The sequence below is a fragment of the Bradyrhizobium sp. HKCCYLRH3061 genome (assembly GCF_051168015.1).
Taxonomy (GTDB): domain Bacteria; phylum Pseudomonadota; class Alphaproteobacteria; order Rhizobiales; family Xanthobacteraceae; genus Bradyrhizobium.
In genome coordinates this window covers 1-26767 of record NZ_JBNPUE010000036.1, presented here as the reverse complement: position 1 = coordinate 26767, position 26767 = coordinate 1, and the positions used below count along the sequence as shown (strand labels likewise).

Genomic DNA, 26767 nt, shown 5'->3' with positions numbered 1-26767 from the left:
TCGGCGGCATGCGCCAGCGCCTCGAGCCGCGGCAGGCCGAGGAAACCGCAGGTCCCCTTGATCGTGTGCACCAGCCGGAAGATGTTATCGAGGATCTTGGCGTTGTTCGGCTCCTGCTCGAACCGCACCAATTGATTGTCGACGGTATCCAGGCTCTCGCTGGTCTCCGTCAGGAACTCACGCAACAGGTCATCCATGAAACTGGCCTTCGCACGCAACGGAACGCGACATGACGCGCCCTTCAAACCGTGGCCAGTTTCGGTGCAAAGCGTTTAATATTAGTTGAGTAAGCGCAAATGAACGGACTCAACAAAGAGATAAGATGCATCCGGACGAATTCGGACACATCGGCAAGGCTTGATTAACCGTGGTGAACGGATTCTTGCGCCTGTCCCACGACAAGAGGTCGCAGCACCGGCGCGGCAGGACGTCCGCCCGATCAGGCCGCCTGCACGACCATCGCATTGCCGTCGGCGGTGAGCGTCACCTTGAGGCCGCAGGCATCGGCGAGCAGACGGGTGTAGTAGGGCTGCACCGCGTGGGCATCGATGGTCGATTGCAGGTCGCCACCGAGCAGATTGACGATGTTCTGCGGCAGCCGGGCATTGAGCCCGGTGGCGGCGACGCGGAAGCTCATGGTCTCGCCATCGCCGATCGGGTCGACGGTCAGCATGCCGCCGCGCGGGATCGTCTGCTGCGCCACCACCATCATGTTGAGCAGCAGCTTGACCCGGTTCTTGGGCAACAGCAGCCGCGGCAGATTCCAGGTGATCGAGGTCTTGGCGTCCTCGATGTGGCCGCGCGCCATGGTCTGGGCGTCGCCGAGATCGATCTGCGCGCCCGCCGAGCCCGCCGCACCAAAGGCGAGGCGGCAGAATTGCAGCCGGGCCGACGCCGTCTTGGCGCTCTTGCGGATCAGCTCCAGCGCGAAGTCGCGATCCTCCGGCTTCGGATTGTCGTCGAGCACCTCGAGCCCGTTGACGATGGCGCCGACCGGACTAATCAGGTCGTGGCAGACCTTCGAGCAGAGCAGAGCGGCAAGTTCGAGCGTATCGGGAGCGGGAATCGGATTGGCGATCTCGGGAGAGGACGTGCCGGACATTCGATGTTCCTGAAATCCGCGAACCTGGGCGAATCATGCTTGCGTTAACGCTTGATACACTGCGAAAGCAGGGACCGCCACCGGACTGAGGGCGGGACACGGGAAAGTACGTAGCGGTCTTCCCGGCAGCCGCGGCTCAACGACCATGCGAACGGCCGTACCCGGATGCGCCGGACGCCAGAACAGGGATACTATGATGCAAGCTGCGTACGGAACGGCCGGAAGGAGCACCGCGCAATGACGACGGCACCGACTGCAGGAACCGTCGAGGTCGAGGCCGCCGCGGCGCTGATGGCGCCCCTGACGGAGCTCGTCGTCGAGGCGGCCCACGCGATCCTCGCCGTCAACCGCCGCGCCATGGCCGTCACCGACAAGTCCGACGGCTCGCCGGTCACCGAGGCCGATCTTGCCGCCGACCGGGTCATTGCCGAGGGGCTGGCCCGGCTGGCGCCGGCGATTCCCGCGCTGTCGGAGGAGCGGGTCGGAGCCAGCGCAGGACCGTTCAAGGGCAGCTTCTTCCTGATCGATCCGCTCGACGGCACCAAGGAGTTCGTCGCCGGGCGCGGCGAGTTCACGGTCAATCTGGCGCTGGTCACCGGCGGCAGCCCGCTGCTCGGCATCGTCTGCGCGCCGGCCATCGGCCAGATCTGGCGCGGGCTGGTCGGCCGTGGCGCCGAGCGGCTGTCGTTCACCGAGGCGGGTCTGGCGGCCGCCGAGCCGATCCGCACCCGGCCGATGCCGCCGCAAGGCGCGGCATGGGTCGCAGCGGTCAGCCGGTCGCATGGCGATGCCCGCACCGAAGCCTTCATTGCCGCGCGTCCTGGCGCCGTGCGCCTGCCGCTCGGCTCGGCCGTGAAGTTCGGCCGGCTCGCCGAAGGTCTGGCCGACATCTATCCGCGGCTCGGCCCGACCTCGGAATGGGACGTGGCGGCAGGCCATGCGGTGGTCGTAGCCGCCGGCGGCACCGTCACCAGCGAGACCGGCGCGCCGTTGCGCTATGGCGAGCGCCCCGACGGCTTCATCGTGCCGTCCTTCATCGCCTGGGGCGACCCGGCTGCGGTGAAGGTGTGAGACAGCCCTGCCGCGCTATTGCGGCAGGTCGTCCTCGAGCGCCGGCCAACGGGCCTCCGCACGCGGCAGATAGCGGCCCGGGTCGGCCGCGAAAGCGTCGCGGCTCTCCTCACGGTTGAACAGGAACAGCCGTTCCTCGACCACGACGAAGAAGCGCGGGTTGCCGGCCACCGTCACGCCGCGGGCCACGTCGGTCGGGTCGTAGCCGCCGAATTGCGGGCCGTAGACCTCCGGATGGGCCAGGAACGAGGCGCGATTGCCCTCGTTGCGAAACCGCCAGACCACCCCGCCCTGGGACGCCTCGAAATCCGGCAGCCCCGGCATGGCCTTGCCATCCACGAAATAGGAAACAGGATCGAAGCCGTCGATCGCCAGCCCGCTGAAGCGGTCGGAGATGATGCGCTGCGTCGTGGCCGCCGGCGCGCCGACCGGCGGCAGCGCGGCGAGCGTGATGGCGGCAATTACAAGGCGAAACAGCGACTTTGACCCGGTCTGGGGCGGTTGTTGCCGTTGTGCGGTCATAGTTGGTGCCGATAACATGGGAGTCGCAGGGGCATCGCCCCTCGCCCGACAATCGCCCGATGTGGTTGGCGTCAGGTTAAGGCGAGGCTCGGGCAGCCGATAGCAGGGGATTTCCATCGATGAGTTTCGCATCCCGCCTTGCCGCCACGACGCTCGCGGCCGTGCTGGCCATGACCGCGTCGGTCGCCGCGCAGCAGGCGCCCCCGCCTGCCGCGCCGCCCTACCAGGCCGCGCCGCCGTATCAGCAGCCCGCACCGCCGCCGCGCCCTGCGCCCAGCCCGGACAGCTTCAATCCGGACGAGCTGGTCAATGCCGGCCACCGCTTCTTCGGCAACGTCTCGCGAGGCCTCGCCTCGGTGATCGAGCGCGCCGTCAGCCAATGGGGCCTGCCGAATGGCTACATCCTGGGTGAGGAAGGTGCCGGGGCCTTCGTCGCCGGTCTCCGTTACGGCGAAGGCACGCTCTACACCAAGAACGCCGGCGACCTCCGCGTCTACTGGCAGGGCCCCTCGCTGGGCTTCGACTGGGGCGGCGACGGCGCCCGCACCATGACGCTCGTCTACAATCTGCCGGCCACCAGCGCGATCTATCAGCGCTTCGTCGGCATCGACGGCTCGGCCTACATCGTCGGCGGCTTCGGCATGACGGCGCTGACCGCCAACAACATCGTGCTGGTGCCGATCAGATCCGGCATCGGACTGCGGCTCGGCGCCAATGTCGGCTACCTCAAGTTCACGCCGAGCGCGACCTGGAACCCGTTCTGACGGCGCTGGCTGATACCGCCAGGACACGTTCTCCCGTGACGGATCAAGGTTAACACGGCATTGGGCTGGCAATGAATCAGCCCGCCGTGCATTGTGATTCCGTTAATCATTTCGGATCGGGAGTTGTGCGTCATGGTCGAGCCGATCATGTATTTTGCGATCGGTTTTCTGATCGCCATGCTCTGTGCCCTCATGGTCGTGCCGCTGGTGCACAATCGTGCGGTGCGGCTGACGACGCGACGGCTCGAGGCGGCGACGCCGCTGTCGATGGCCGAGATCCAGGCCGACAAGGACCAGCTGCGCGCGGAGTTCGCGATGTCGGCGCGGCGGCTGGAGATGAGCGTCGACGCGCTCAAGAACAAGGCCACCGGCCAGCTCGCCGACCTCGGCAAGAAGACCGACGCCATCAACCGCATGAAGATCGAGCTCGGCGAGAAGAACGCCGCGATCTTTGCGCTGGAGGCGCGCGAGAAGGCGCTCAAGGACCAGCTCCGCGCCACCGAGGAAGAATTCGCCGCCAAGACCGAGGCGCTGCGCGCCGCCGAGCAGGCGCTGAAGGAGAAGCAGGCCGAGCAGGTCCGCCTCACCGCCGAGCTCAACGACAAGGCGCTGCTCGCCGACAGCCGCCAGGTCGAGCTGGTCTCGGTCAGGACCCAGGTCGAGGAGCTGCGCAGCCGCGTCTCCGACGCCGAGAAGGAATTCTCCGCGACCCAGGCCCGCCTCGCGCTGGAGCGCGACGAATCCGACACCGCGACCAAGGCGCTCAACGACGCCCGCGCGCGGGTCGAGAATCTCAGCCAGCGCGTCACCGAGCTCGACCGCCAGCTGATCGTGCAGGTCAAGGAAGCCGAGATGCTGGCGACGCGCGTCGCCGACCTCGAAAGCCGGCTGTCGACCCAGGGCAAGCTGCTCGCCGAGCGCGACTTCGAGAACAACCAGTTGCGCGAGGCCAACGTGGCCGCCGACCGCGCCCTGAAGGAGCTGCGCGAGGAGCTGGCCGGCATGGGCAGCGGCAAGTCGGCCGCGTTCGAGCGGCTCAAATCCGAGAAGGCCACCCTCGAACAGCAGCTGCAGGCCGCCCGCGACGAGCGCACCAAGCTGCAGCGAGAGATGAACGCCATCCAGCAGCAGGCCGAGAGCACCTGGGCCCAGGAGCGGATGGAGAACGCGCTGCTGCGCGAGCGCATCAACGACATCGCCGCCGAGGTCGCCAAGCTCGCGATGCAGATCGAGGGCCCGAACTCGACCATCGAGGCCATGCTCGCCGCCGAACCGGCCCCCGCCAAGCCCGCCAACGCCAATGGCGTCGCCGCGGCGCCGGCTGCTGCGGCCGGCGGCGTGCCCCAGGGCGGCACCCTGGCCGACCGCATCCGCGCGCTGCAGTCGCACGCCTCGCGGGCAAGGCAGATCGGGGCCTGAGAACGGGCCAGCGGGGCGCGGAGTGCGCAGCGGATCTGCCCCTCAGTTCAGCATGGAAGCCGGCACGCCATGGGGCCGGTTTCGGCCCCGATCGAGGACAGCCCGGCGCGCACCAGCAGTTTTCCTCGCCATCTCCGCCGCAAATCCTTGACACCCCCTGCCCGCGCTTCGTAAATCGCGGGCTCCGACGGACTGCTTCGGGCGCCTCGCTGGCTCACAGCCACGACCGCCACCGGCAACCGGGCGCATAGCTCAGCGGGAGAGCGTTCCCTTCACACGGGAGAGGTCCAAGGTTCGATCCCTTGTGCGCCCACCATTTGCCGCCGCCACCCCTTTCCTTTCATGCGATCGCTTGGGCTGGTCTGGCCTGTCGTCATGCCTCGGGCGACGCGATGGTCACGCAGGATTGAGCGGGATCAACGACTGCGTCGGCGCCTCGCTTATGTTAGTCGTCTCGTTCCGCGGCCCGAAAGGTATCTCCATCTCGATGCGGCTCGTCCGTACCATCCTGGCGTTCGCGATTGCCCTGTCGCTGGCGATGCTGCCGATCGGCGCATCGGCGGCTGCGATGGCGTCGTCGGACGAGATGCAGACGAGCATGCAGATGGACGACGGGGCCGGCATGTCGATGGACGAATGCTGTCCCGACGACATGAAGGGCACCGGCTCGCCTTCGCACACCTACAAATGCGGCATGGGTTTCTGCTGCGCGGGCGGGACGGTTGCGCTCGGCGATGTCAGGGCCGTTACCTTCGCGCCGCTTGCCCTGAGCGCGACCAGGATCGCCATTCCCGCCGACCAGGTCGCTGCTCTTCACAGCGGCAGTCCTCCGTTCCGACCTCCTCGAATCTGATCTCGCACGAGCCGACGCGCGCAACGCCTGCGCGCCGATGACCGACGTGCGCGCCGCGGAGCGCCACGGCCGAGATCCATTCATGAGGACAGGACCATGCTTTCCAGAATCAGCACCGCGGCTCTCGCCGCCACCCTTTCGCTCGCCGCATCGGCCGCCACCGCCGGCGCTGCCGACTACAGCTTCGAGCCCGTCACCGCCGAGATGAAGAAGGGCGACGACGTCACGGTCGCCGTTCGTCTCACCCACAAGCAGACCGGCAAGGCCGTCACCGACGCGGTCATTTTCAAGACCCGCGTCGACATGGCGCCGGACGGGATGGCCGACATGGTGTCGGACGTGGCGCCGCTGCCGTCCAGGGAGCCCGGCGTCTACGCCTTCAAGACCGACCTGCCGATGGCCGGGCGCTACCAGGTCACGCTCTCCGCCAAGGTGCAGGGCGAGCCGGAGACGGTCACCGGCAAGGTCATCGTCAAGGCGATCAAGTGAGCCTGCGGGGCGCTCCCCGACGGGCGCCCCACCCTTCCAATGGATAGCGCGCGCCAGCGCGCCTCACGGTGATGCCATGACCATTTTTCGCCTGCTCGCGACCGTCACACTCGGCGCCGGAATTAGTATGGCCGGTCTCTGGTCGATCGAGAGCTCGCTCCCGTCGCTTCGTACCCATCACGCCGCGGCGGCGGCAGAGCGAATGCCGCTGTACTACCGCGATCCCAGCGGCGCCCCTGCCTGGTCGGCGGGCCCCAGGAAAGACGATCGCGGGCGGGACTACCTGCCGGTCTACGACGACGATCAGGCCGCGCCGGAGCCGGCCAAGCCGAAGCAGCAGGCCGACTCCTCGCGCCGGATTCTCTACTACCGCAATCCGATGGGCCTGCCGGACACGTCCCCTTCCCCGAAGAAGGACCCGATGGGGATGGACTACGTTCCCGTCTACGAAGGGGACGATGCCGAGGATGGCGTGGTCAAGCTGTCGCCCGGCAGGATCCAGCGGACGGGCGTGAGATCCGCGCCAGTCGAACGGCGCACGCTTCGCATCGCGGTCAAGGCGCCAGGTACGATCCAGCTCGACGAGCGGCGAATCTCGGTGATCGCGATGCGGGCCGAGAGCTTCGTACAGAAGGTCGCCGACGTGACCACGGGCACGCGCGTGAAGGCGGGCCAGCCGCTGATGGAGATCTACAGCTCGGCGATCGCTGCCGCCGCAGCCGAATATCTCTCGACGATCAACTCGAACATCGTCGGCAGCAATGCAGTCTACGGACGCGGCTCGCGCCAGCGCCTGACCAATCTCGATGTCCCGGAGCCGGTGATCACCGCCATGGAGAAGTCGCGCATCGCGCCGGTCACGGTGCAATGGTCGGCGCCCCGCGACGGCATCGTGCTCGAGCGCAACGCGATCGAAGGCATGCGCGCCAATCCGGGCGACGTGCTGTTCCGGATCGCCGACATATCCGTGGTGTGGGCGCTCGTCGACGTGGCCGAACGCGACCTCGGCAACATCGCGGTGGGTCAGCCCGTGACCATCCGCGCGCGCAGCTTCCCGGGCCGGACCTTCGCCGGATCCATCGCGGTGATCTATCCCCAGGTGAACAAGGACACGCGTACCGTGCGGGTGCGGATCGAGCTCACCAACCACGACCTCGCGCTGCTGCCGGACATGTATGTCGACGCCGAGATCGACACCGCGGATCCGGCGCCGCTGTTGGCCGTGCCGGCCGATGCCGTGCTCGACACCGGCAGCCGCCAGGCTGTCCTGATCGACAAGGGCGACGGTCGCTACGAGCCGCGCGCCGTGAGGCTCGGCCGCCGCGATGCCAGCTATGTCGAGGTGCGCGACGGCCTGTCGGATGGCGAGGTGGTCGTGACCTCCGCCAACTTCCTGATCGACGCCGAAAGCAACCTGAAGGCCGCGCTGAAGAGCTTCGCGGACGCCGACGGAGCGCAATCGGCCGGCGGCGACCACGCCGGCATGGGAGAGCACAAATGATCGCCCGCGTCATCGCCTGGTCGGCACGCAACCTGCTGCTGGTCCTGTTCGGCACCGGATTCGCCGCCGCGGCCGGCTTCTACGCGCTCATTCACCTCCCGCTCGACGCGATCCCCGATCTGTCGGACACCCAGGTGATCGTCTACACCGAATATTCCGGTCAGGCGCCTCAAGTCATCGAGGACCAGGTCACCTATCCCCTCACGACCGCCATGCTCACGGTGCCGAAGTCGAAGGTCGTACGCGGCTTCTCGTTCTTCGGCGTGTCGTTCGTCTACGTCATCTTCGAGGACGGCACCGACATCTACTGGGCACGCTCGCGCGTGATGGAATTCCTGAACAGCGCCGCCTCGCGGCTTCCGGCGGGGGTGACACCGACGATCGGCCCGGACGCGACCGGGGTCGGCTGGGTCTATCAATATGCGGTCATGTCGAAGGAGCTCAATCTCGCCGACACCCGCACGATCCAGGACTGGAACCTGAAATTCGCGCTCGCCAGGGCCGAGGGCGTCGCCGAGGTCGCCAGCATCGGCGGCTTCGTCAAGCAATACAACGTCGTGCTCGACCCGCAGCGCATGCGCGACCGCGGCATCAGCCTGCAGAAGATCCGCGACGCGATCCGCGCCAGCAATGCCGATGTCGGCGGCCGCACGGTCGAGCTGTCCGAGTTCGAATACGTCATCCGCGGCAAGGGCTATCTGAAGAGCATCGACGATCTCGGCAACATCGTGCTCAAGACGTCCGGCGGAACGCCGGTGCTGCTGCGCGACGTCGCCAATGTCGAGCTCGGTCCCGACGAGCGGCGCGGCATCGCGGAGCTCAACGGCGAGGGCGAGGTCGCCAGCGGCATCGTGCTGCAGCGCTTCGGCGTCAACGCCCTCGACGTCATCGAGAACGTCAAGAAGCGCCTGCATGAGATCGCGAGCAGCTTGCCCAGATCGGTCGAGATCGTTCCGGTCTACGACCGCTCGAACCTGATCTATGCCGCGATCGACACGCTCAAGCACACGCTGCTCGAGGAGAGCATCGTCGTCGCCTTCGTCTGCATCGTGTTCCTGCTGCACGTGCGCAGCGCCCTGGTCGCCATCCTGATGTTGCCGGTCGGCGTGCTGATGGCGTTCGGCGCGATGAAGCTGCTCGGCCTAGGCTCGAACATCATGAGCCTGGGGGGCATCGCGATTGCGATCGGCGCCATGGTGGATGCGGCGATCGTCATGATCGAGAACGCCCACAAGCACCTGGAGCGCGCCAAGCCCGACCAGTCGCGTGTCCAGATCCTGATCGACGCCGCCGCGGAGGTCGGTCCCGCCCTGTTCTTCAGCCTGCTGATCATCACCGTGTCGTTCATGCCGATCTTCACGCTGGAGTCGCAGGAAGGCCGCCTGTTCAGCCCGCTCGCCTTCACCAAGACGTTCTCGATGGCGGCAGCGGCGCTGCTCTCGGTGACGCTGGTGCCGGCGCTGATGGTGATCTTCGTCCGCGGCAGGATCATTCCCGAGCATCGCAACATCATCAACCGCTTCCTGATCTGGATCTACCGCCCGGTCATCAAGGGCGTGCTGCAAGCGAAAACGCTCGTGATCCTCGCAGCCATGGTCGTTCTTACCGTCTCCATCTGGCCGGCGCGCCAGCTCGGCACCGAGTTCATGCCGAGCCTGAACGAGGGCACGCTGCTCTACATGCCGACCACCCTGCCCGGCATCTCCGTGACCAAGGCGGCAGAGCTGATGCAGATGCAGGACCGGATCATCAAGTCGTTCCCGGAGGTCGCCTCGGTTTATGGCAAGGCCGGACGCGCGGCGACCGCCACCGACCCTGCGCCGACCGAGATGTTCGAGACGGTCGTCAACCTCAAGCCGAGGGAGCAGTGGCGTCCCGGCGTCACCATCGACGGCCTCGTTGCCGAGATGGACAAGGCGCTGCAATTCCCTGGCGTCTCCAACGCCTGGACGATGCCGATCAAGGCGCGCATCGACATGCTCTCGACCGGCATCCGCACGCCGATCGGCGTCAAGGTGATGGGCACGGACCTCGCCGAGATCGATCGTCTGGCCAAGCAGATCGAGCGGGTGATCAAGACCGTTCCCGGAACCTCCTCGGCCTATGCCGAGCGCGGCATCGGCGGCTATTACCTCGAGATCACGCCCGATCGCGAGGCTCTCGCCCGCTACGGCCTCCTGGTCCAGGACGTTCAGGATACGATCGCAGCGGCCCTCGGCGGCCAGACGATCACCACGACCGTCGAGGGCCGCCAGCGCTTCAGCGTGAACATGCGCTATCCGCGCGATCTCCGCGACAATCCGAAGGCCATCGCCAGCGAGGTGCTGGTGCCGATGCCGTCCGGCGGCGCCGTGCCGCTCGGCGAGGTCGCGAAGGTCGAGCCGGCCAGGGGTCCCACGTCGATCCGGACCGAGAACGGACAGCTCGCGACATACATCTATGTCGACATCCGTGACCGCGACATCGGCAGCTACGTCGCGGACGCGCAGCGTGCCGTCGCCGAGAGCATCCGGTTTCCGGCCGGCACCTATTTGCTCTGGAGCGGGCAGTATGAGTATCTGCAGCGCGCGGCGGCCCGGCTCAAGATCGTCATTCCGGTGACGCTCACCATCATCTTCCTGCTGCTGTATCTGAACTTCAGGGCCATGACCGAGACCCTGATCGTGATGCTGTCGCTGCCCTTCGCGCTCGTCGGTGGCATCTGGATGATGTGGTGGCTCGGCTTCAATCTGTCGGTCGCCGTCGCCGTCGGCTTCATCGCGCTTGCCGGCGTCGCCGCAGAGACCGGCGTGGTGATGCTGATCTATCTCGATCACGCGCTGGCTGCGGTGAAGGCGAGGCGCGATGCCGAAGGTCGCCCCCTGAACCGGCAGGATCTCCAGGACGCGATCATGGAGGGCGCGGTCGAGCGTGTGCGCCCGAAGATGATGACCGTCGTCGCCATCATGGCGGGCCTCCTGCCGATCATGTGGAGCACCGGCACGGGCTCGGAGATCATGCAGCGCATCGCCGTGCCGATGATCGGCGGCATGATCTCGTCGACCCTTCTCACCCTGATCGTGATTCCGGCCATCTTCGGTCTGGTGAAGGGACGCAGCCTGTCGACCAGAACAGGGACGACGGCGGACGCCTTAAGCGGGTCGCAGGGCGTGCAAAGGGCAGCCTGATCCACCGACAGCGAGAGGAGAGACGATGAAAAATTTCGCGACAGGAGCCCCGGTGGTCGCAGGCGAAGGCGCCCGATCATGGTCAGCGACTAGCCGTACCGGCGCTGAAGACGAACGATCGTCCCCCCCTGAGCCCGCCGGTCGTTGATGTGGATCAACCTGAATGGCCTACGTCCGGCCATTGTTGATCGCCCCCTGAAGGAGGACTTGGTCATGCAAAGATTGCCCCTGGCTTTTCTGTTGGCGCTTTCGGCTTTGGCGCATCCCGCCTTTGCTCAATCCTCCACGGACCATTCGGCCCATCATCCTGATCAGAAGGAAGCGCCAGCAACGGATGCCGAGAAATCGACCAGCGGGGCGAGTTCGTCACAGACCATGATGGGCGGCGGCATGATGAAGATGATGGACGGCATGCCGATGTCCAACATGATGCCGATGATGTCCGGCATGACGCGGCCGTCCGACGATGGCATGGGCGGCATGGAGGTGCTCGATCATGTGGAGGGACGGATCGCGTTCCTGCGGGCGGAGCTCAAGATCACGGACGCCCAGATGCCGGCATGGAACGGTTTCGCCGACGCGTTTCGCGCGCGTGCGAAGACGCTCGGTGATCTCAGGATTGCGATGATGTCGCAGTCCGGCTCGGAGACGGTGCTCGACCAGCTGACCGCACAGGAAAAATCGCTATCGGCTCGCCTCGACGCCACGCGAGCGATCAAGACCACCCTGAGCGACCTCGTCGCAACCTTTTCCGACGAGCAGCGAAAGGCGGCCGACGAACTGCTCGCGCCCAATCTCGGCATGACGCCGATGCGGATGCAGGGCGGGCGAATGAGCTCCATGCGGATGCAGCGGGGCCATTAGCCGCCGAGGGCCGATCGACAAGCGGATACGCCGCGAGCGTCGCATTCGACATCTGCGGTCGACATGTGAAGTTGACTAATATAGGGTACCCCCCTATATTATCTCGATGTCGCATACCATCAAGCACAAGTCCAAGCTTCTCGCGCGCGTCCGGCGCATCAAGGGCCAGATCGACGCGGTGGAGCGCGCGCTCGAGGCGGAGCTCGGCTGCGCCGACGTGCTGATGCTCGTTGCGTCGGTCCGGGGCGCCATCGGAGGCCTGACCACCGAGCTGCTGGAAGATCACATCCGGCACCATGTCGTCGACCCCGCGCACGAAAGCGATCCCGATAGGGCCAAGGGTGCCGCCGACCTGATCGAGGTCGTGCGGACCTATCTGAAGTGAAACTGTCATGACCGATCTGTCCCAACTGCTCCAGCAAGGCAGCGCGCATGCGTGGCTGTTCGTGCCCAGCGCGATTGCCCTGGGTGCGCTGCATGGCCTGGAGCCCGGTCATTCCAAGACCATGATGGCCGCCTTCATCGTCGCGATCCGCGGCACCGTCCTGCAGGCCGTGCTGCTCGGCCTCTCGGCGACCATCTCCCACACCGCGATCGTATGGGTGGTTGCCCTCGCCGGCCTTCACTTCGGCCGGGAGCTTTCGGGCGCGCGCAGCGAAGCCTTCCTGCAACTGATCTCGGCCGTCATCATCATCGGCATCGCGGCCTGGATGGTCTGGCGCACCTGGCGCGACCAGAATGGGCACCATCACCATCATTATCACGACGAGCCGCGATCGGTCGCGCTCGCCGGCCACGCGCTGTCGGTCGAGATCTTCGAAGACGGCGTGCCGCCGCGTTGGCGGATCCGGGACGAGACCGCACTCCCGGCCGCCGACACGCTCCACGTCACGACCGTCCGTGACGACGGCCGCGAGCAGCGGTTCAGCTTCCGGACCAGCGGCGACGTCCTGGAGAGCATCGAGGAGATCCCGGAGCCGCACGCCTTCAAGGCACGCATCACGCTTGCCGGCGAGTCCGTGGAGATGCTGTTCGAGGAGCACACGCACGATCACATGGACCTCGGCGACGAGGACGATGCCCATGCGCGCGCCCACGCCGACGACATTCGCAGGCGCTTCGCCGGCCGTACGGTCACGACCGCACAGATCGTCCTGTTCGGACTGAGCGGCGGCCTGATCCCTTGCCCCGCCGCCATCACGGTCCTGCTGTTGTGCATTCAACTGAAGCAGTTCAGCCTGGGCTTCGTCCTGGTGCTCTGCTTCGGCATCGGCCTGGCCATCACCATGGTGTCCGCCGGCGTGCTCGCCGCACTCAGCCTTCGGCATGTCGAACGCCACTGGTCCGGCTTCAGCCGCTTCGCGCACCGGGCGCCCTATCTCTCGGCCGCTCTGATCGTGCTGGTGGGGACCTATACGGGTTGGCTGGGCCTGCACGAACTGATGATCTGAGGCGGAGGCGCGCCGGGGGGCAAAGCCCGAGCAGCAGCACGTTCGCAGCGGGTCCAATTGCGCCAAGGACATGCCCTGAGCGCAGCCCTCTCTGTCAGCGCATCGCGAAGAGCTCCTGGTGGAAGCGCTCTCTGATAGGAAAGTGTTGCGCAGCGAAATCGCGCCTGAGAGCCTCGCCGAAGGCGGTCGGACCGCAGAACCAGATGCTTGCGTTTTGCCAGTCCGGCACCGCCCGGCGAACACGATCGCCCGTCAGCCGCCCGTCGCGGGCGTCGATGAGAACGTGCAGGCGGACATTGGCTGAACGCGCGTCCGCAGCGAGCTTTCCCAAGGCCTCCTCGTCGACATCCGCCGTGGTGTGAAACAAGTCCACCGTCGCGACGGGGCAATCGGGGCTCCCCTTCCGCATCGCCAGCTCTTTCATGCGGGCGACAAAAGGCGTGATACCGATGCCACCGCCGATCCAGATCTGGTGTGTGCAATCGTCGTCGAAGGTGAAGCAGCCATAGGGGCCTTCGACCTTCACCTCCTGCCCGACATGGAGCTTCTCCCGCAACTGGCTCGTATGGTCCCCGAGCTCCTTGGTGATAAAGGTGATCCTGGGGTCCTCAGCGTTCCAGCCGGACGCAATTGTGTAGGGATGGGCGCCCTCGGAGACGTCCGACGTGGCAAAGGCGAACTGGCCCGGCTTGTGCCCGGGCCAGCCATGGGACACCTCGATTTCGGTCTCCATGGCTCTGACGCCGGGATAGTATTTGAGCGACGTGATCCTGCCTTTGACCTGCCGCCCGGCGCCGACGCGTTGCAGCAGCGTAATCGCGGCCGCCCACGTCCCGCAGGCAAGCATCGCCGCCATGGTCAAGCCGAGCGGCGACATCCAGTAGCTGAACTTTGTCAGCGTGACCGCATGAAAGACCAACACCAGGTACGCCAGGGCGAGAAGCCGATGTGTCTTGTAGAACAGCCGATACGGGAAGGACTGAACGAGCGCCAAGGCAATCAGCACCACCGTGCCGTAAAAGGCCCACTCGCCGAGCCCCTCGGCCGATCCATGCAGGCTCGCAAACAGAGACTCGACGGGATTCGCGATGGGCGGCCTTGCCCCACGCTCCGGCCGCGCCAGCAGACCCCAGCCGACCGCCCATTTCGGACCGTTGGCCCAGAGCCAGTGGACGATGGCTGTCACAAGAGCCGCGATGCCGAACCATTTGTGCAGGCGGTACATCTTGTCGAGGCCGCCCAGCCATGCCTCCGGCCAGCGCGGTCGCAATGCGAGGATCATCGCCATGCTCATGCAACCGATTGCCAGGACGCCACTCAGCTGCACCATACTTTCACGGAGTGGAAAGAAGGCGCCCGGTCCAAATGGATCTGGTTCCGCAACCAGCCACAGCAGCGAGAGAACCGCCAGGGTCCCCCAAAATGCTCGCTTGAGATTTTGCATGCGGGCTTCTCTCACGACGACATCGACGCAATCCTGGACTGATTAGGCGGCGCAGCCTTGAGCTGGCTCAAGGCTGATCGTCATGAGCTGCAAGCCAACTTCAACAGGGCTCGCAGGGTGTTCTCGTTCGGTTAGTTTGGCTGATGACCGTTGATAGCTGATCCGGAAGGCCTCGAGGCAGCGCCCGAGCTTGGCGAGAATGCCGATGCCTGATCGTGGGCTCGAGCAACCTCGGCCGGGATCTCGGCTGCGACGTCGCGCTGCAGGCAGAACTGATCGACGATCCATAGCAGCGCCATGGCCGCTTCGGGCTGGCGAGACTGCGCCGTCCGCAAGGGCGCGAGCGTCGGCACCGCCATGTCACGGCGCTCCGCCTGAGCGTCAGCGAGAGCGCGGTGCGCGAACCTCGCGATCTCCTTGGAAGAGAGAACCGGGCGCTAAACCTTTTGGCATGACATTCATTCCCATGACGCCACGAAGCCACCGCATCGCGATGCGAGCCCGAAGCCCGCAGCCGCAGGTGGAGGCTGCTGCGTAGATGCACTCGGCCAAATTGGCTCGCTCACCCGCGCATGGGCTCCCTGCGCCCGGCACAATCGTCACAGAACGCCCTCGCCGCTGCCCGTGCCGCCGGTCAAGTCGGCTTTTGCGGGGCGGAACTCTCACGTTTTCCTGATTCCTGCGTCAGAACGCCGCGGGTCGAATTCGCCTATGGTCCGGCGCGTTTCCAACCCACGGAGGTTTTCCGCATGCGTAAACTGATCATCGCCACCGCCGCCCTCGCGTTCGTCTCGTCGGCCGCTCTTGCCCAGTCCACGGAGAAGCCGATGACGACCACCGGCCAGTCGGCTAAGAGCGGCGACGCCATGGGCGGGGGCGACACCATGAAGATGAGCAAGACGAAGAAGAAGTCGGCCAAGAAGACGTCCGGCGACGGCATGTCGAAGTAGATCCAGCGCGGGCGTGCCTCAAGGGGCACGCCCGGCGCTGCCAGTGGCTCGGACCGGTCGGTCCCGGTCCCGTCTGGAGAGCGCAATCGCGTCTGATCTCTTCTTCCCGCGCCTCATGGACGCGCCGCTGGCGGCGCCTCTCACGATGCGGGTCTCAGCGCCCGTGATCTGACGTGTCTATGCGGCCGCCAGCCCCATCTGCTGCAATCGCCCCGCGAACCAGGCCGACAGTACCGGGTCGATTCGGGCCCCGACATAGACCTCCGGCGTGATCACGTGGCGGCGGTCGAGAATCACCAGCACGCCGATCCAATAGGCAAACCACAGATGCGGGTCGGTCAGCGCCATCAGCTTGTGGCGGTCGTGCGCCAATGGCTGGTGGTTGCCGGCCTTGCGGACCTCGATCGCCAGCAGATTGTCGGGCACGGCGCGCTTGTGCACGACGATGTCGGGGTAGATCGATTTTCCCAGCTCGTCGTCGGTCGAGACGATGGTGCCGCGCGGGAGCAGCATGGCGCGGTCGCCGAGCCGGTTGTAGTCGCAATCGACGTCCCAGCCGAGGAAGTTGCGCTCCAGATGCACCGAGAGCCGGTGCGTCAAAGCGCGCTCACCGAGATCGCGGTCGAGGATGAAGCGCTCGCGCGCATAGAACTCCTGCAACGCGGAGATCAGCCGGTTCAATTCGCTGTGCATGCCGCCCAAACAAAACAAACGATGGAGACGTCACCATCAACACGCGATCGTGCTGAGTCGCCAACCACATAAATGCTGACATGACGCTGCCATCAACCGGCGGCCGATTTGCGGCCGCCGGGTTGCGGGCGGAGGAACCTACATCTGCACTTCGATCAGGCGCGGACCGTATTCGGCGTTCGCCTCGGCCAGCGCGGCATTGAACTCGTCGGCCGAGGTGACGGCGCGGCCGGGAACGCCCATGCCCTTGGCCATGGCGACGAAGTCGAGCGTCGGGCGGTCGATCTTGAGCATGTCCTGGGCGCGCTGGCCCGGCTCGCCGGCGCCGACGCCGTCGAACTCGCCGCGCAGGATCTGATAGATCCTGTTGGCGAACACCACCGTGACGACGTTGAGGTTCTCGCGCGCCTGGGTCCACAGCGACTGGATCGTGTACATGGCGCTGCCGTCGCCGACGAGGCACATCACCTTGCGATCCGGGCAGGCCACCGCGGCGCCGGTCGCCACGGGGGTCGAGAAGCCGATCGAGCCGCCCATGTTCTGCAGCCAGTCATGCGGCTTGGCGGCCGCCGTCGGCGGGAAGAAGCCGCGACCCGTGGTGATGGATTCGTCGACCACGATCGCGTTCTCCGGAATCGCATAGGCGATCGCCTGCGCGATGGTGGCGTGGTTGAGCGCCCCAGTGGGCTTGATCAGCTCGGCGAGCGGCTGCGGCTTGACGTCCGCGGCCTTGGCGCCGAGATGGCCGGCGAGCGCCTCGAGCGCGGCGGCCGAGTTCTCGCCCCACGCCGTCATGCGGTGGACCTCGGTGCCCTCGGCCTTCAGCATGCTCGGCTTGTTCGGATAGGCGAAGAAGGCGACGGGGTCGTTGGCCTCGACCAGCACGATGTGCTTGTAGTTCTTCAGGATCGGCAGCGCCTGCTCGATCACGTAGGGAATGCGGTCGATCGAGAACCGGCCGGCGCCGCGCGCCATGCGCGGGTGATAGGTCTGGCCCATCACGCGGCAGCCGGTCTTGCCGGCGATCTGCTGAGCGAAGGTCAGCGCCTGCTCGGTCAGCGCGCCCGCGGTCATCAGCACCAGGGTCTCGGGACCGTGGGCATGCAGGATCTTGGCGGCCTTCTCGACCGCATCGGCCGAGTAGCTCGGGCGCTGCGTCTCCGCCGGAACCTGGGCGATGCCGTCGGCCTCGTTCCAGGCGGTGTCGGCGGGCAGGATCAGGGTCGCGATCTGCGGCGGCGCGCTCTTGGCGGCGGCGATCGCCGCGGCGCCGTCGGCGGCCACCGCCTTGGCGCTCGGCGAGGTCCGCACCCAGTCCGACATCGGCCGCGCCAGGCCTTCGATGTCCGAGGTCAGCGGCGCGTTGAAGCCGATGTGGTAGGTGGCGTGCTGGCCGACGATGTTGACGATGCCGGAGCGCGCCTTCTTGGCGTTGTGCAGATTGGCGAGGCCGTTGGCGAGCCCGGGGCCGAGATGGAGAAGCGTCGAGGCCGGCGTGCCCTTCATGCGGAAATAGCCGTCGGCGGCGCCGGTGACCACGCCCTCGAACAGGCCGAGCACGCAGCGCATGCCCTCGACACGGTCGAGCGCGGCGACGAAGTGCATCTCGGACGTGCCCGGATTGGTAAAGCAGACGTCAACGCCCCCCGCGACCAGGGTCCGCACCAGGCTTTCCGCACCGTTCATCCTATTCTCCTGCTGATTCCGCGCGCCATTTGCAATGCTGGGCAGATCAATCATTGTTCGCCCGCGGCGTCAAAGGGGCTGGCCGCATTGCTGCCATCGCCACGGTGCTCATGCGCGGGCTTGGCTAACAGGATGTTGGTCCAGGACGCGGGCGATTTTCCGTGGGATTTGGGTCACGGACCGTCGCCACATACCGGCCTCACGCCGCCGTGGGTTGCGAAGTGCAACCGTTTATGGCCTGTCTGCGAACGGAATTGATATTTGCCAGGGGATGGAAATGAAGCGCTGTTTGGCTTTGGGAATTGCTGCGGTGGCGTCGGTGGCAAGCGCCGGGATGGCGCGGGCGGAAATGTTCGACACCAGGGACATCTTCGGCGGCGGGCCGAACTTCTACCAGGGCGCCGTCAGCCCGATCCCGCGCGAGACCGTGATGTTCCAGAGCCAATATGCGCCGGGCACCATCATCGTGAACACCAGCGAGCGCCGGCTCTATCTGGTCCTGCCCGGCGGCCAGGCGCTGCGCTACGGGATCGGCGTCGGCCGTGACGGGTTCCGCTGGAGCGGCGTGCACCGCATCACCGCCAAGAAGGAATGGCCGGCCTGGACTCCGCCGTCGCAGATGCTGCGGCGCCGGCCCGACCTGCCGCGCCACATGGCCGGCGGCATCGAGAACCCGCTCGGCGCGCGCGCGATGTATCTCGGCTCCACGCTGTACCGAATCCACGGCTCGAACGAGCCCGAGACGATCGGCCAGGCGGTATCGTCGGGCTGCTTCCGCATGACCAATGACGACGTCGCCGACCTCTATGACCGCGTTTCGGTGGGCACCACCGTGATCGTCAAGAACTGAGCGCCGCACGCGACCGCGACGATGAAGCAACGTCCCAGCGCGCATCCTCGCCAGGAGCGGCCCCGCTGCTGGCGCCCCGTGCGGAGCGCGGTGGTGGCCGCGCTGGCTGCGCTCGTGACCATGCCGCTGCCGGCGTCCGCCGCCGAGATCCCGGCGATCGCCGCCCGCCAGCGCGTCGAGAAGAAGAGCTTCACCGACGCCGAGATCACCGACGGCTTCTTCAAGACCGCGTTCGGCGCCGAGTATCACCTGGCGGGCCGGGTCGACCGCATCCGCAAGTACAGCGCGCCGGTGCGGGTGTTCGCCGACGGCCGCCGCGCCGACCGCAAGGCGCAGCTCGCCAAGGTCGTCAGCGACATCGCCGCCCGCATCCGCAACCTCGACATCGCGATGACCGAGACCGACGGCAACGCCAATGTCCGCGTCAAGCTGGTGCGCGACCGCGACCTCTACCACACCATCAGCCAGGCCTATGGCAGCGAGCGCGCGCGCGAGATCAAGACCTCGCTGGATCCGCAATGCCTGTCCGGCTTCCGCAAGAACGAGGCGTTCGAGATCGAGCGTTCCGACGTCATCCTCACCGTCGACAACGGCGATTTCGTCTTCCTCGATTGCGCCTATGAGGAGCTGCTGCAGTCGCTCGGGCCTATCAACGACACCGCGAGCGTGCCCTGGACGATGTTCAACGACAACGTCTCGATGGGCTATTTCGACGTCTACGACCAGTACATCCTCAACATGCTGTACGACCCGCGCGTCAAGGCCGGCATGACGCTCGCCGAGGTCAAGGCCGTGCTGCCGGACGTGCTGACGGATGTGCGGGCCTGGGTGAGGAAGACCAACAATCTGGCGGAGTGAGAGGGGTTGAGTTCGCGGGAGGTCTTGGCCCTTAGTTGAGGTTCCTATCGCGCGTCAAACTCTGGTGTCGTCCCGGCGAACGCCGGGACCCATACGCCGCGGCCCTGCGATGAAGCACGCTGGGCGAGACCTTCTTCCAACAATCAAACTCGGTGGTTATGGATCCCGGCGTTCGCCGGGACGACACCGGTTTTGCCGAAACGGACCCGGCAACTCAGTAGCGGCGGCGGCAACTCCGCTACTTGCAAATCCCCTTCAACGCCCGCCATTCTTCCGCGCTCAGCAGGGGCGGGCCGCTCGGCGGCCGGTCCTCGGCGCGCATGCGGGCGAGACGGTCCTCGCTGAGCGGATGGCTGGCCCACAGCGACGGGCGCTTGCCGTCCTCCTTGCCGGTGATGCGGAACAGCAATTCGCCCATCGGCCGCGTCGGCCGTCCGAGCTTGTGCATCACCTCGATCGCGAAGCCGTCCGCGGCCGCCTCCGCCTCGCGCGAATAGGACGCGTTGATCATGGCCCGCGAGGCGAAGACCGCTGCGCCCGCACCGGTGACGTCGCCGAACAGCAGGCCGATCAGGAACGAGCTGCCGCCATTGTGGATCAGCTGCCGCAGGTTGTCGCGATGCTTGAGGTGGCCGAGCTCATGCGCCAGCACGCCGGCGACCTCGTCGGGGTCGTTGGCCTTGTCGAGCAGCCCCCTGAACAGGAAGAACCGCCCGCCCGGCAGCGCGAAGGCGTTGGGGATCGGCGTGTCCAGCACCTGCGACGCGATGCCGTCGTCGAGGCCGGCGGGGCGGCGCAGCGCCGTCACCAGCTTGGCGAAGGCGGCCTGCCCGGCCGCCTCGGTGCAGAGCTTGTCGCCGAACACGGTCTGGATCTGCACCACGGCGGCCTCGCCGAGATGCCGCTCCATGGTCGGCGGCACCAGCGGCGTCAGGCGGTCGGAGGCGAACGGAATCACCACCAGCACGACGGCGACGATGGAGGCCGCGGCCGCCAGCGACCAGCCGACGATGCGCGCGATGGCGCCGCGGGTCATCCTGTTCTGGTCGATGTGGCCGCAACGCGCGATCAGTTCGGCCGACAGCGCCGCGTCGCGGATCTCCAGCCGCGCCAGTGGCGACGCCGACAGGCAGCTCACGCGCAGCGTGCCGCTCGGCGCATCGACACGGCGGATGTCCTCATAGGGCCAGGAGACGAAATTGTCGGCGCTGCGCATCACCAGCTGATTGGCGAGGCCGATCGTGACCGTCTGCCGCCGGTTGGATAGTCCGTCGAAATAGACCGCGGGGCCGCCGAGCGGAGCGGCCGGCTCGACCGGCGTGGCGTTGGCTGGCGCAGCAGCGCCCGCCGGCCCGGGATCAGAATCCGGCGACGTCGAGTCCATCGGCAAACCCTTCGCCGAGCGCGCTGGCCAGATCGCCCTTGGCGGCGACATTGGCCATGGCCTCGATGCCATGCACGTGAACCGACTGCAGCACCTTCGCCCACATGTCGCGCACCAGATAGAGCCGCATCACGACGTTGAGCGCCAGGATCCAGGCGATGTAGCCCAATCCGACCAGCACCAGCATCGGCACATTGTCGGACAGCGCCTGCACCTGAGGCAGGCCGTCGCTTCCCGGCCACAGCAGCTTGATCATCAGCGCGGCGACGCCGCTGAAATAGGCGCCGGAGGCGATCGACAGCAGGAACCACCAGCCGATCACCTTCCAGTAGAGACCGTAGAAGGCATTGTTTGGCAGGTCCGATTCCAGCCGCACGCCGCCGAAGCGAATGCCCGACAGCCACCAGCGCCACTCGATCGCTTTGAACTGCGCATAGACGAATGGAAACAGCGGAAACAGCAGCAGTGCAAACGGCGCGACCAGCCACAGATACCAGGCGCGCTTGAAGAACTCCCAGCCGCGCCCCTCGAAGTCGCCGCTGAGATCACCGTAATGCGAATGCCGCATCTTGTAGCGCTCGAGCGCGGCGGCGCGCCACGGCCAGGCCAGCCCCAGCGTGACCACCGCCAACAAGGTCCACAGCATGGCGCGGCCGGCATAGGCCCAGCCCGAACCCGTCATCCAGAACCGGATGCCGCGCCAGACCGTGCGCGTCAGCCGGTAGCGGCGCGCGCGGAAGATGGCGAACTGGCCGAAGGCGTAGAAGGCGATCACCAGCGGCACGCTGGCAAAACCCTGGTAGCGCTCGGCCTCGACGCCGATGAGGAAATAGGCGAGATAGATCGGGACCAGGATCGCCATCGCGAACAGGAAGCCGATCAGGAGCTCCTTGCCGCGCCCGGTATATTCGGCGGCATCACCGTCGACAGCCGTGTTGACCCAGAGATGCCGGCGGATGTCGGTCGCGAGCCAGAAGCGGTAGAAGCCCAGTGTGATCAGTTCGATGGCCGCCCCGCGGCTGACCAGCCGGAAGAACTCGCCACGCGCCCCCGAGAAGGTAGCGGTGAGAGGCGGAAGCGGCGGCGGCTGCTCCGGAACGTAACTCATCTGGTTCACGGCTCAGGCCTCCGACACACGCAAAAAGATCTACAATATGCCTCGATGGTTCGTCGCCGGGACGACTCCGAGGTTCGACGCATTTTCTACTTAAGTCGGCCGGAAAAAAACACCGGCCTGGGTGGGGATGATTAAAATATCTGCAACTGGCCGGTTGGCGAACGCATGTCCCGCATACGCCAACCGTTAGGTCGGCGCCTCAGGACGTCTTCTCGAACAATTCCCGCCCGATCAGCATGCGGCGGATCTCGCTGGTGCCGGCGCCGATCTCGTAGAGCTTGGCATCGCGCAACAGCCTCCCGGTCGCATAGTCGTTGATGTAGCCGTTGCCGCCGAGCAGCTGGATCGCGTCCAGCGCACATTGCGTCGCCTTTTCGGCGGCGAACAGAATGGCGCCCGCGGCGTCCTCGCGTGTCGTCTCGCCCCGATCGCAGGCCTTGGCCACCGCATAGACATAGGCGCGCGCGGCGTTCATCGTCGTATACATGTCGGCCACCTTGCCCTGGACGAGCTGGAAGGTGCCGATCGGCTGGCCGAACTGCTTGCGCTCGTGCACATAGGGCAGCACCGCGTCCATGCAGGCCTGCATGATGCCGAGCGGACCCGCCGCAAGCACCGCGCGCTCGTAGTCGAGGCCCGACATCAGCACGTTGACGCCGCGGCCGACCTGCCCCAGCACGTTCTCCTCCGGCACCTCGCAATCCTCGAACACCAGCTCGCAGGTGTCGGAGCCGCGCATGCCGAGCTTGTCGAGCTTCTGCGCGGTCGAGAACCCCTTCATGCCCTTCTCGATGATGAACGCGGTGATGCCGCGCGGGCCGCCTTGCGGATCGGTCTTGGCATAGACCACGAGCGTCTCCGCGACCGGACCGTTGGTGATCCACATCTTGTTGCCGTTGAGGACGAAGCGGTCGCCTTTCTTTTCGGCGCGCGTCTTCATCGACACCACGTCGGAGCCGGCCTGCGGCTCGGACATCGCCAGCGAGCCGACATGCTCGCCCGAGATCAGCTTGGGCAGATATTTGCGCTTCTGCGCCTCGTTGCCGTTGCGGCGGATCTGGTTGACGCAGAGATTGGAGTGGGCGCCGTAGGACAGGCCGACCGAGGCCGAGGCGCGCGAGATCTCCTCCATGGCGATGCAGTGCTCGAGATAGCCGAGGCCGGCGCCGCCATACTCCTCCTCGACCGTGATGCCGTGCAGGCCGAGCTCGCCGATCCGCGGCCAGAGGTCGCGTGGAAACTGGTTGGAGCGGTCGATCTCGGCGGCGCGCGGCGCGATCTGCTCCTGCGAAAAGCTCGCCACCGTCTCGCGGATCGCGTCCGCGGTCTCGCCGAGATCGAAATTGAACATGCGCTGCGCGTTGGCGATCATGGGGCGGCCTCCTGCTAGTCTTCTGCTTTGCAACAATAGCTCAAAGCCATATTCCGTGGCGTGGCGCTTGTCACGCCCGACGTCCGGCCGAACACCAGCCTTGCAACGCAAGACTTGACGGGTCAGCCCCCGTCAAACTCGGCGCTTGCCCCGCGCTCCCGGGCAGGATGTAATCGCGCCAAGCATCGCCGGACAGCGCGAATCCGGCCATCAGGGAGACGTCCATGCACGGGACCAGCACGACGGCCGAGGCACATCGTCACGCCGCGAAGGGCGAGCGCGTCATCGACGCTGCCGCCGGCCGCGCCGCATCGCTGCCGCTCGCCGAATTCGACCCCGGTCATCCGGAGTTATTCCGCACCGACACGCACTGGCCCTATTTCGACCGGCTGCGCCGTGAGGATCCGGTGCACTACTGCAAGGAATCGATGTTCGGCCCCTACTGGTCGATCACCCGCTACGACGACATCATGGAGATCGAGACCAATCACGCGGTGTTCTCCTCGGCGTCCGCGCTCGGGGGCATCACCATTCGCGACGTCGATCCGGATCTCCGCCGCGAGAGCTTCATCGCGATGGACCCGCCGCGCCACGCCGCGCAGCGCAAGACCGTGGCGCCGATGTTCACGCCGACGCATCTCGACGAGCTCGCGATCAACATCCGCAAGCGCTCCGCCGAATGTTTGGACAATTTGCCTGTCGGCGAGGTGTTCGACTGGGTCGATCGCGTCTCGATCGAGCTGACCACGCAGATGCTGGCGGTGCTGTTCGACTTCCCCTGGGAAGACCGCCGCAAGCTGACGCGCTGGTCGGATATCGCCACCACGATTCCCGGCCCCGACGGGCTGGTAGCGACCGAGGACGAGCGGCAGGCGGAGCTGATGGACTGCGCGCGCTATTTCGGTCGGCTTTGGCAGGAGCGCGCCAGCCAGCCGCCGAAGAGCGACCTGCTGTCGATGATGGCCCACAGCGAGGCGACGCGGAACATGGACCCGAAGAACTTCCTCGGCAACCTCGTGCTGCTGATCGTCGGCGGCAACGACACCACGCGCAACACCATGTCCGGCAGCATCTATGCGCTCAGTCAGAACCCTGATCAGTACCGCAAGCTCAAGGACAACCCTGCACTGATCGACAGCTTCGTGCCCGAGGTCATCCGCTGGCAGACCCCGCTCGCCCACATGCGCCGCACCGCGCTGGAGGACATCGAGTTCCGCGGCAAGCAGATCAGGAAGGGCGACAAGGTGGTGATGTGGTACGTCTCGGGCAACCGCGACGAGGCCGCTATCGAGCGCCCCTACGACTTCATCATCGACCGCGCCCGTCCGCGACAGCATCTGTCGTTCGGCTTCGGCATCCACCGCTGCGTCGGCCTGCGACTGGCCGAGCTGCAACTCAAGATCATCTGGGAGGAGATCCTGAAACGCTTCGATCATATCGACGTGATGGACGAGCCCAAGCGCGTCTATTCCAGCTTCGTGAAGGGATATGAGACATTGCCGGTCAGAATTGCGGTGTAGGTTGTATTCGAGGAATGAATTGAGCGCGAATTCCGACGCGACCGGTGGTGCCGGGTGAGTATGCTCTACAAATGCATCGTCAGAGGCTGCTCAGCGCACTGCCCGATAGAGCGCCCTCTCCCCTTGTGGGAGAGGGCATGTAGGACAGTGCGGCAAGCTCGGTTGGGTGAGGGGTTCTGTCCGCGAACAATACCCGTGGAGACAGACCCCTCACCCGACCGAATTCTCAGAACTGTCCGACATGCCCTCTCCCACAAGGGGAGAGGGCGCAGTCATTTGCAACTCATCTGCCGATCCTAAGCGGCACGTGAGTTCAACAAAAGGACCACCTCATGACCGTCCAGGCCGCGCTACGTTCCGACAAGGCCGATCTGCTGCGCGACGCGCGCCTCGAGGCCTATGCGACGCCGATCGAGGACTTCCATCCCGGCGCGCCCAGGCTGTTCCAGAGCGACACGATCTGGCCGTGGTTCGAGCGGCTGCGCAAGGAGGCGCCGGTGCACTACTGCACCAAGGCGCCGATCGAGCCCTATTGGTCGGTGACGCGCTATCACGACATCATGCATGTCGACACAAGCCACGCGCTCTTCTCCTCGGACGTCAGCAATGGCGGGATCATGATCCGCGACGTGCCGCCCGGCTACGAATGGCCGAGCTTCATCGCGATGGACGAGCCTCGCCATGGCGAGCAGCGCAAGACGGTGCAGCCGATGTTCACGCCGGAGCATCTCGACGAGATGGCGGTGCTGATCCGGCAGCGCTCGGCGAAGGTGCTGGATTCGTTGCCGCGCAACGAGACCTTCAACTGGGTCGAGAAGGTCTCGATCGAGCTGACGACGCAGATGCTGGCGACCCTGTTCGACTTCCCGTTCGAGGAGCGCCGCAAGCTGACGCGCTGGTCGGATGTCTCGACCGCGCTGCCCAAGAGCGGCATCGTCTCGTCGGAGGAGGAGCGCCGCCGCGAGCTCGGCGACTGTGCCGAGACCTTCGGCCGGATGTGGAAGCAACGCCAGGCCGAGCCCGGCCGCGACCTGATCTCGATGATGGCGCATAGCGAGGCGACGCGGCACATGACGCCGGACAATCTGATGGGCAATCTGATCCTGCTCATCGTCGGCGGCAACGACACCACCCGCAATACGATGACCGCCTCAGTGCTGGCGCTGAACGAGAACCCGGCCGAGTATCAGAAGCTGCGCGACAATCCGGCGCTGATCGAGACCATGGTGCCCGAGGTGATCCGCTGGCAGACGCCGCTCGCCCATATGCGGCGCACGGCGCTGGTCGATACCGAGCTCGGCGGGAAGACAATCAGGAAGGGTGATCGCGTCGTGATGTGGTACGTCTCGGGTAACCGTGATGATGAGGTGATCGAGAACCCCGACGCCTTCATCATCGACCGCAAGCGGCCGCGCATCCACCTCTCCTTCGGCTTCGGCATCCACCGCTGCGTCGGCATGCGGCTGGCCGAGCTGCAACTGCGCATCGTCTGGCAGGAGATCCTCAAGCGCTTCGACCGAATCGAGGTCGTGGGCGAGCCGAAGCGGGTCTATTCCAGCTTCGTGCGAGGTTACGAGTCGCTGCCTGTGAGGATTCCGGGGTGAGGGCCACGCCCATTGGCGCTAACTTACCAAATTAGCGCTTGGTATTCTCGTTTTCTTGGCGGCTCTTGGAGATGGCGTTGAATGTT

At 66.1% G+C, this 26767-nt stretch carries 25 protein-coding genes and 1 tRNA gene; 16 read left to right on the top strand and 10 right to left on the bottom strand.

Annotation, left to right across the window (positions count from 1 at the left end; genetic code table 11):
* On the bottom strand, positions 1-197 hold a 197-nt coding region (locus tag ACQR2C_RS32405; RefSeq protein ID WP_434863719.1), incomplete at its 3' end, for an Hpt domain-containing protein.
* 242 nt (positions 198-439) lie between these two features.
* Positions 440-1102: a histidine phosphotransferase ChpT gene (gene chpT, locus ACQR2C_RS32400; protein ID WP_315752676.1), complete on the bottom strand. Its 663-nt coding sequence runs from the start codon at positions 1100-1102 to the stop codon at positions 440-442.
* Between the two features lie 237 nt (positions 1103-1339).
* On the opposite strand from chpT, the gene cysQ reads away from it, so the two are divergent.
* Complete coding sequence (gene cysQ, locus ACQR2C_RS32395; protein WP_315803215.1) at positions 1340-2173, top strand: 3'(2'),5'-bisphosphate nucleotidase CysQ; 834 nt, start codon at positions 1340-1342, stop codon at positions 2171-2173.
* 15 nt (positions 2174-2188) lie between these two features.
* On the opposite strand, the gene ACQR2C_RS32390 is transcribed toward cysQ, so the two are convergent.
* Positions 2189-2695 carry a YHS domain-containing (seleno)protein gene (locus ACQR2C_RS32390; protein ID WP_315803214.1) on the bottom strand — a complete coding sequence of 169 codons (507 nt, stop codon included), beginning with the start codon at positions 2693-2695 and terminating at the stop codon, positions 2189-2191.
* Positions 2696-2814: 119 nt separating this feature from the next.
* Between ACQR2C_RS32390 and ACQR2C_RS32385 the strand changes: the two genes are divergently transcribed.
* The 10 genes from ACQR2C_RS32385 to ACQR2C_RS32340 all read left to right on the top strand — a co-directional run bounded on the left by ACQR2C_RS32385 (position 2815) and on the right by ACQR2C_RS32340 (position 13203).
* Positions 2815-3459, top strand: a complete 645-nt coding sequence (locus ACQR2C_RS32385) for a DUF1134 domain-containing protein (RefSeq protein ID WP_316177471.1) — start codon at positions 2815-2817, stop codon at positions 3457-3459.
* A 132-nt stretch (positions 3460-3591) separates the two neighbouring features.
* On the top strand, positions 3592-4878 hold the full coding sequence (locus ACQR2C_RS32380) for a hypothetical protein (protein WP_315803212.1): 1287 nt from the start codon (positions 3592-3594) through the stop codon (positions 4876-4878).
* Between the two features lie 241 nt (positions 4879-5119).
* Positions 5120-5194: transfer RNA gene (locus tag ACQR2C_RS32375), tRNA-Val, on the top strand.
* A 171-nt stretch (positions 5195-5365) separates the two neighbouring features.
* Positions 5366-5731, top strand: a complete 366-nt coding sequence (locus tag ACQR2C_RS32370) for a hypothetical protein (protein ID WP_316216587.1) — start codon at positions 5366-5368, stop codon at positions 5729-5731.
* A gap of 96 nt (positions 5732-5827) precedes the next feature.
* On the top strand, positions 5828-6220 hold the full coding sequence (locus ACQR2C_RS32365) for a FixH family protein (protein WP_434846143.1): 393 nt from the start codon (positions 5828-5830) through the stop codon (positions 6218-6220).
* Positions 6221-6296: 76 nt separating this feature from the next.
* Positions 6297-7721 carry an efflux RND transporter periplasmic adaptor subunit gene (locus tag ACQR2C_RS32360; protein WP_434882946.1) on the top strand — a complete coding sequence of 475 codons (1425 nt, stop codon included), beginning with the start codon at positions 6297-6299 and terminating at the stop codon, positions 7719-7721.
* The gene (locus ACQR2C_RS32355) at positions 7718-10888 is read left to right on the top strand and encodes an efflux RND transporter permease subunit (protein ID WP_434873299.1); all 3171 of its coding nucleotides are present in this window, start codon (positions 7718-7720) and stop codon (positions 10886-10888) included. Before ACQR2C_RS32360 ends, ACQR2C_RS32355 begins: the two co-directional genes overlap by 4 nt.
* A gap of 147 nt (positions 10889-11035) precedes the next feature.
* Positions 11036-11752, top strand: a complete 717-nt coding sequence (locus tag ACQR2C_RS32350; RefSeq protein WP_434882945.1) for a Spy/CpxP family protein refolding chaperone — start codon at positions 11036-11038, stop codon at positions 11750-11752.
* Positions 11753-11858: 106 nt separating this feature from the next.
* The gene (locus ACQR2C_RS32345) at positions 11859-12137 is read left to right on the top strand and encodes a metal/formaldehyde-sensitive transcriptional repressor (protein ID WP_315803205.1); all 279 of its coding nucleotides are present in this window, start codon (positions 11859-11861) and stop codon (positions 12135-12137) included.
* Between the two features lie 7 nt (positions 12138-12144).
* Positions 12145-13203 (top strand): nickel/cobalt efflux transporter, encoded by a 1059-nt coding sequence (locus tag ACQR2C_RS32340; protein WP_434873301.1) that lies wholly within the window; start codon positions 12145-12147, stop codon positions 13201-13203.
* A 94-nt stretch (positions 13204-13297) separates the two neighbouring features.
* Here ACQR2C_RS32340 and ACQR2C_RS32335 read toward each other — a convergent pair whose 3' ends face one another.
* Together ACQR2C_RS32335 and ACQR2C_RS32330 are read right to left on the bottom strand one after the other, a co-directional pair.
* Positions 13298-14647 carry a ferredoxin reductase family protein gene (locus ACQR2C_RS32335; RefSeq protein WP_434882944.1) on the bottom strand — a complete coding sequence of 450 codons (1350 nt, stop codon included), beginning with the start codon at positions 14645-14647 and terminating at the stop codon, positions 13298-13300.
* A gap of 131 nt (positions 14648-14778) precedes the next feature.
* Complete coding sequence (locus tag ACQR2C_RS32330) at positions 14779-15006, bottom strand: hypothetical protein (RefSeq protein ID WP_315803202.1); 228 nt, start codon at positions 15004-15006, stop codon at positions 14779-14781.
* A gap of 390 nt (positions 15007-15396) precedes the next feature.
* Here ACQR2C_RS32330 and ACQR2C_RS32325 point away from each other — a divergent pair, with 390 nt between their 5' ends.
* A complete protein-coding gene (locus ACQR2C_RS32325) occupies positions 15397-15597 on the top strand; it encodes a hypothetical protein (RefSeq protein WP_315803201.1) in 201 nt (66 codons plus the stop codon).
* A 177-nt stretch (positions 15598-15774) separates the two neighbouring features.
* On the opposite strand, the gene ACQR2C_RS32320 is transcribed toward ACQR2C_RS32325, so the two are convergent.
* Together ACQR2C_RS32320 and ACQR2C_RS32315 are read right to left on the bottom strand one after the other, a co-directional pair.
* Complete coding sequence (locus ACQR2C_RS32320; protein WP_316177447.1) at positions 15775-16290, bottom strand: hypothetical protein; 516 nt, start codon at positions 16288-16290, stop codon at positions 15775-15777.
* A 138-nt stretch (positions 16291-16428) separates the two neighbouring features.
* A complete protein-coding gene (locus ACQR2C_RS32315) occupies positions 16429-17976 on the bottom strand; it encodes an acetolactate synthase large subunit (protein WP_316177445.1) in 1548 nt (515 codons plus the stop codon).
* A 277-nt stretch (positions 17977-18253) separates the two neighbouring features.
* Here ACQR2C_RS32315 and ACQR2C_RS32310 point away from each other — a divergent pair, with 277 nt between their 5' ends.
* Both ACQR2C_RS32310 and ACQR2C_RS32305 read left to right on the top strand, forming a co-directional pair.
* The gene (locus ACQR2C_RS32310) at positions 18254-18826 is read left to right on the top strand and encodes a L,D-transpeptidase (protein WP_315803198.1); all 573 of its coding nucleotides are present in this window, start codon (positions 18254-18256) and stop codon (positions 18824-18826) included.
* A 120-nt stretch (positions 18827-18946) separates the two neighbouring features.
* Entirely contained in the window at positions 18947-19684 is a 738-nt protein-coding gene (locus tag ACQR2C_RS32305) for a DUF2927 domain-containing protein (RefSeq protein ID WP_434882947.1), read from the top strand.
* A 238-nt stretch (positions 19685-19922) separates the two neighbouring features.
* Here ACQR2C_RS32305 and ACQR2C_RS32300 read toward each other — a convergent pair whose 3' ends face one another.
* The 3 genes from ACQR2C_RS32300 to ACQR2C_RS32290 form a co-directional block, all read right to left on the bottom strand.
* Positions 19923-21068 (bottom strand): M48 family metallopeptidase, encoded by a 1146-nt coding sequence (locus ACQR2C_RS32300; protein ID WP_315803197.1) that lies wholly within the window; start codon positions 21066-21068, stop codon positions 19923-19925.
* Positions 21043-22185: a DUF898 family protein gene (locus ACQR2C_RS32295; protein WP_434882943.1), complete on the bottom strand. Its 1143-nt coding sequence runs from the start codon at positions 22183-22185 to the stop codon at positions 21043-21045. The genes ACQR2C_RS32300 and ACQR2C_RS32295 overlap by 26 nt, the downstream gene beginning before the upstream one ends.
* Before the next feature lie 199 nt (positions 22186-22384).
* Positions 22385-23557: an isovaleryl-CoA dehydrogenase gene (locus ACQR2C_RS32290; RefSeq protein WP_315803196.1), complete on the bottom strand. Its 1173-nt coding sequence runs from the start codon at positions 23555-23557 to the stop codon at positions 22385-22387.
* Between the two features lie 224 nt (positions 23558-23781).
* Between ACQR2C_RS32290 and ACQR2C_RS32285 the strand changes: the two genes are divergently transcribed.
* Both ACQR2C_RS32285 and ACQR2C_RS32280 read left to right on the top strand, forming a co-directional pair.
* Positions 23782-25077 (top strand): cytochrome P450, encoded by a 1296-nt coding sequence (locus ACQR2C_RS32285; protein ID WP_434882942.1) that lies wholly within the window; start codon positions 23782-23784, stop codon positions 25075-25077.
* Positions 25078-25409: 332 nt separating this feature from the next.
* The gene (locus ACQR2C_RS32280) at positions 25410-26681 is read left to right on the top strand and encodes a cytochrome P450 (RefSeq protein ID WP_434882941.1); all 1272 of its coding nucleotides are present in this window, start codon (positions 25410-25412) and stop codon (positions 26679-26681) included.
* Positions 26682-26767 lie beyond the last annotated feature (86 nt).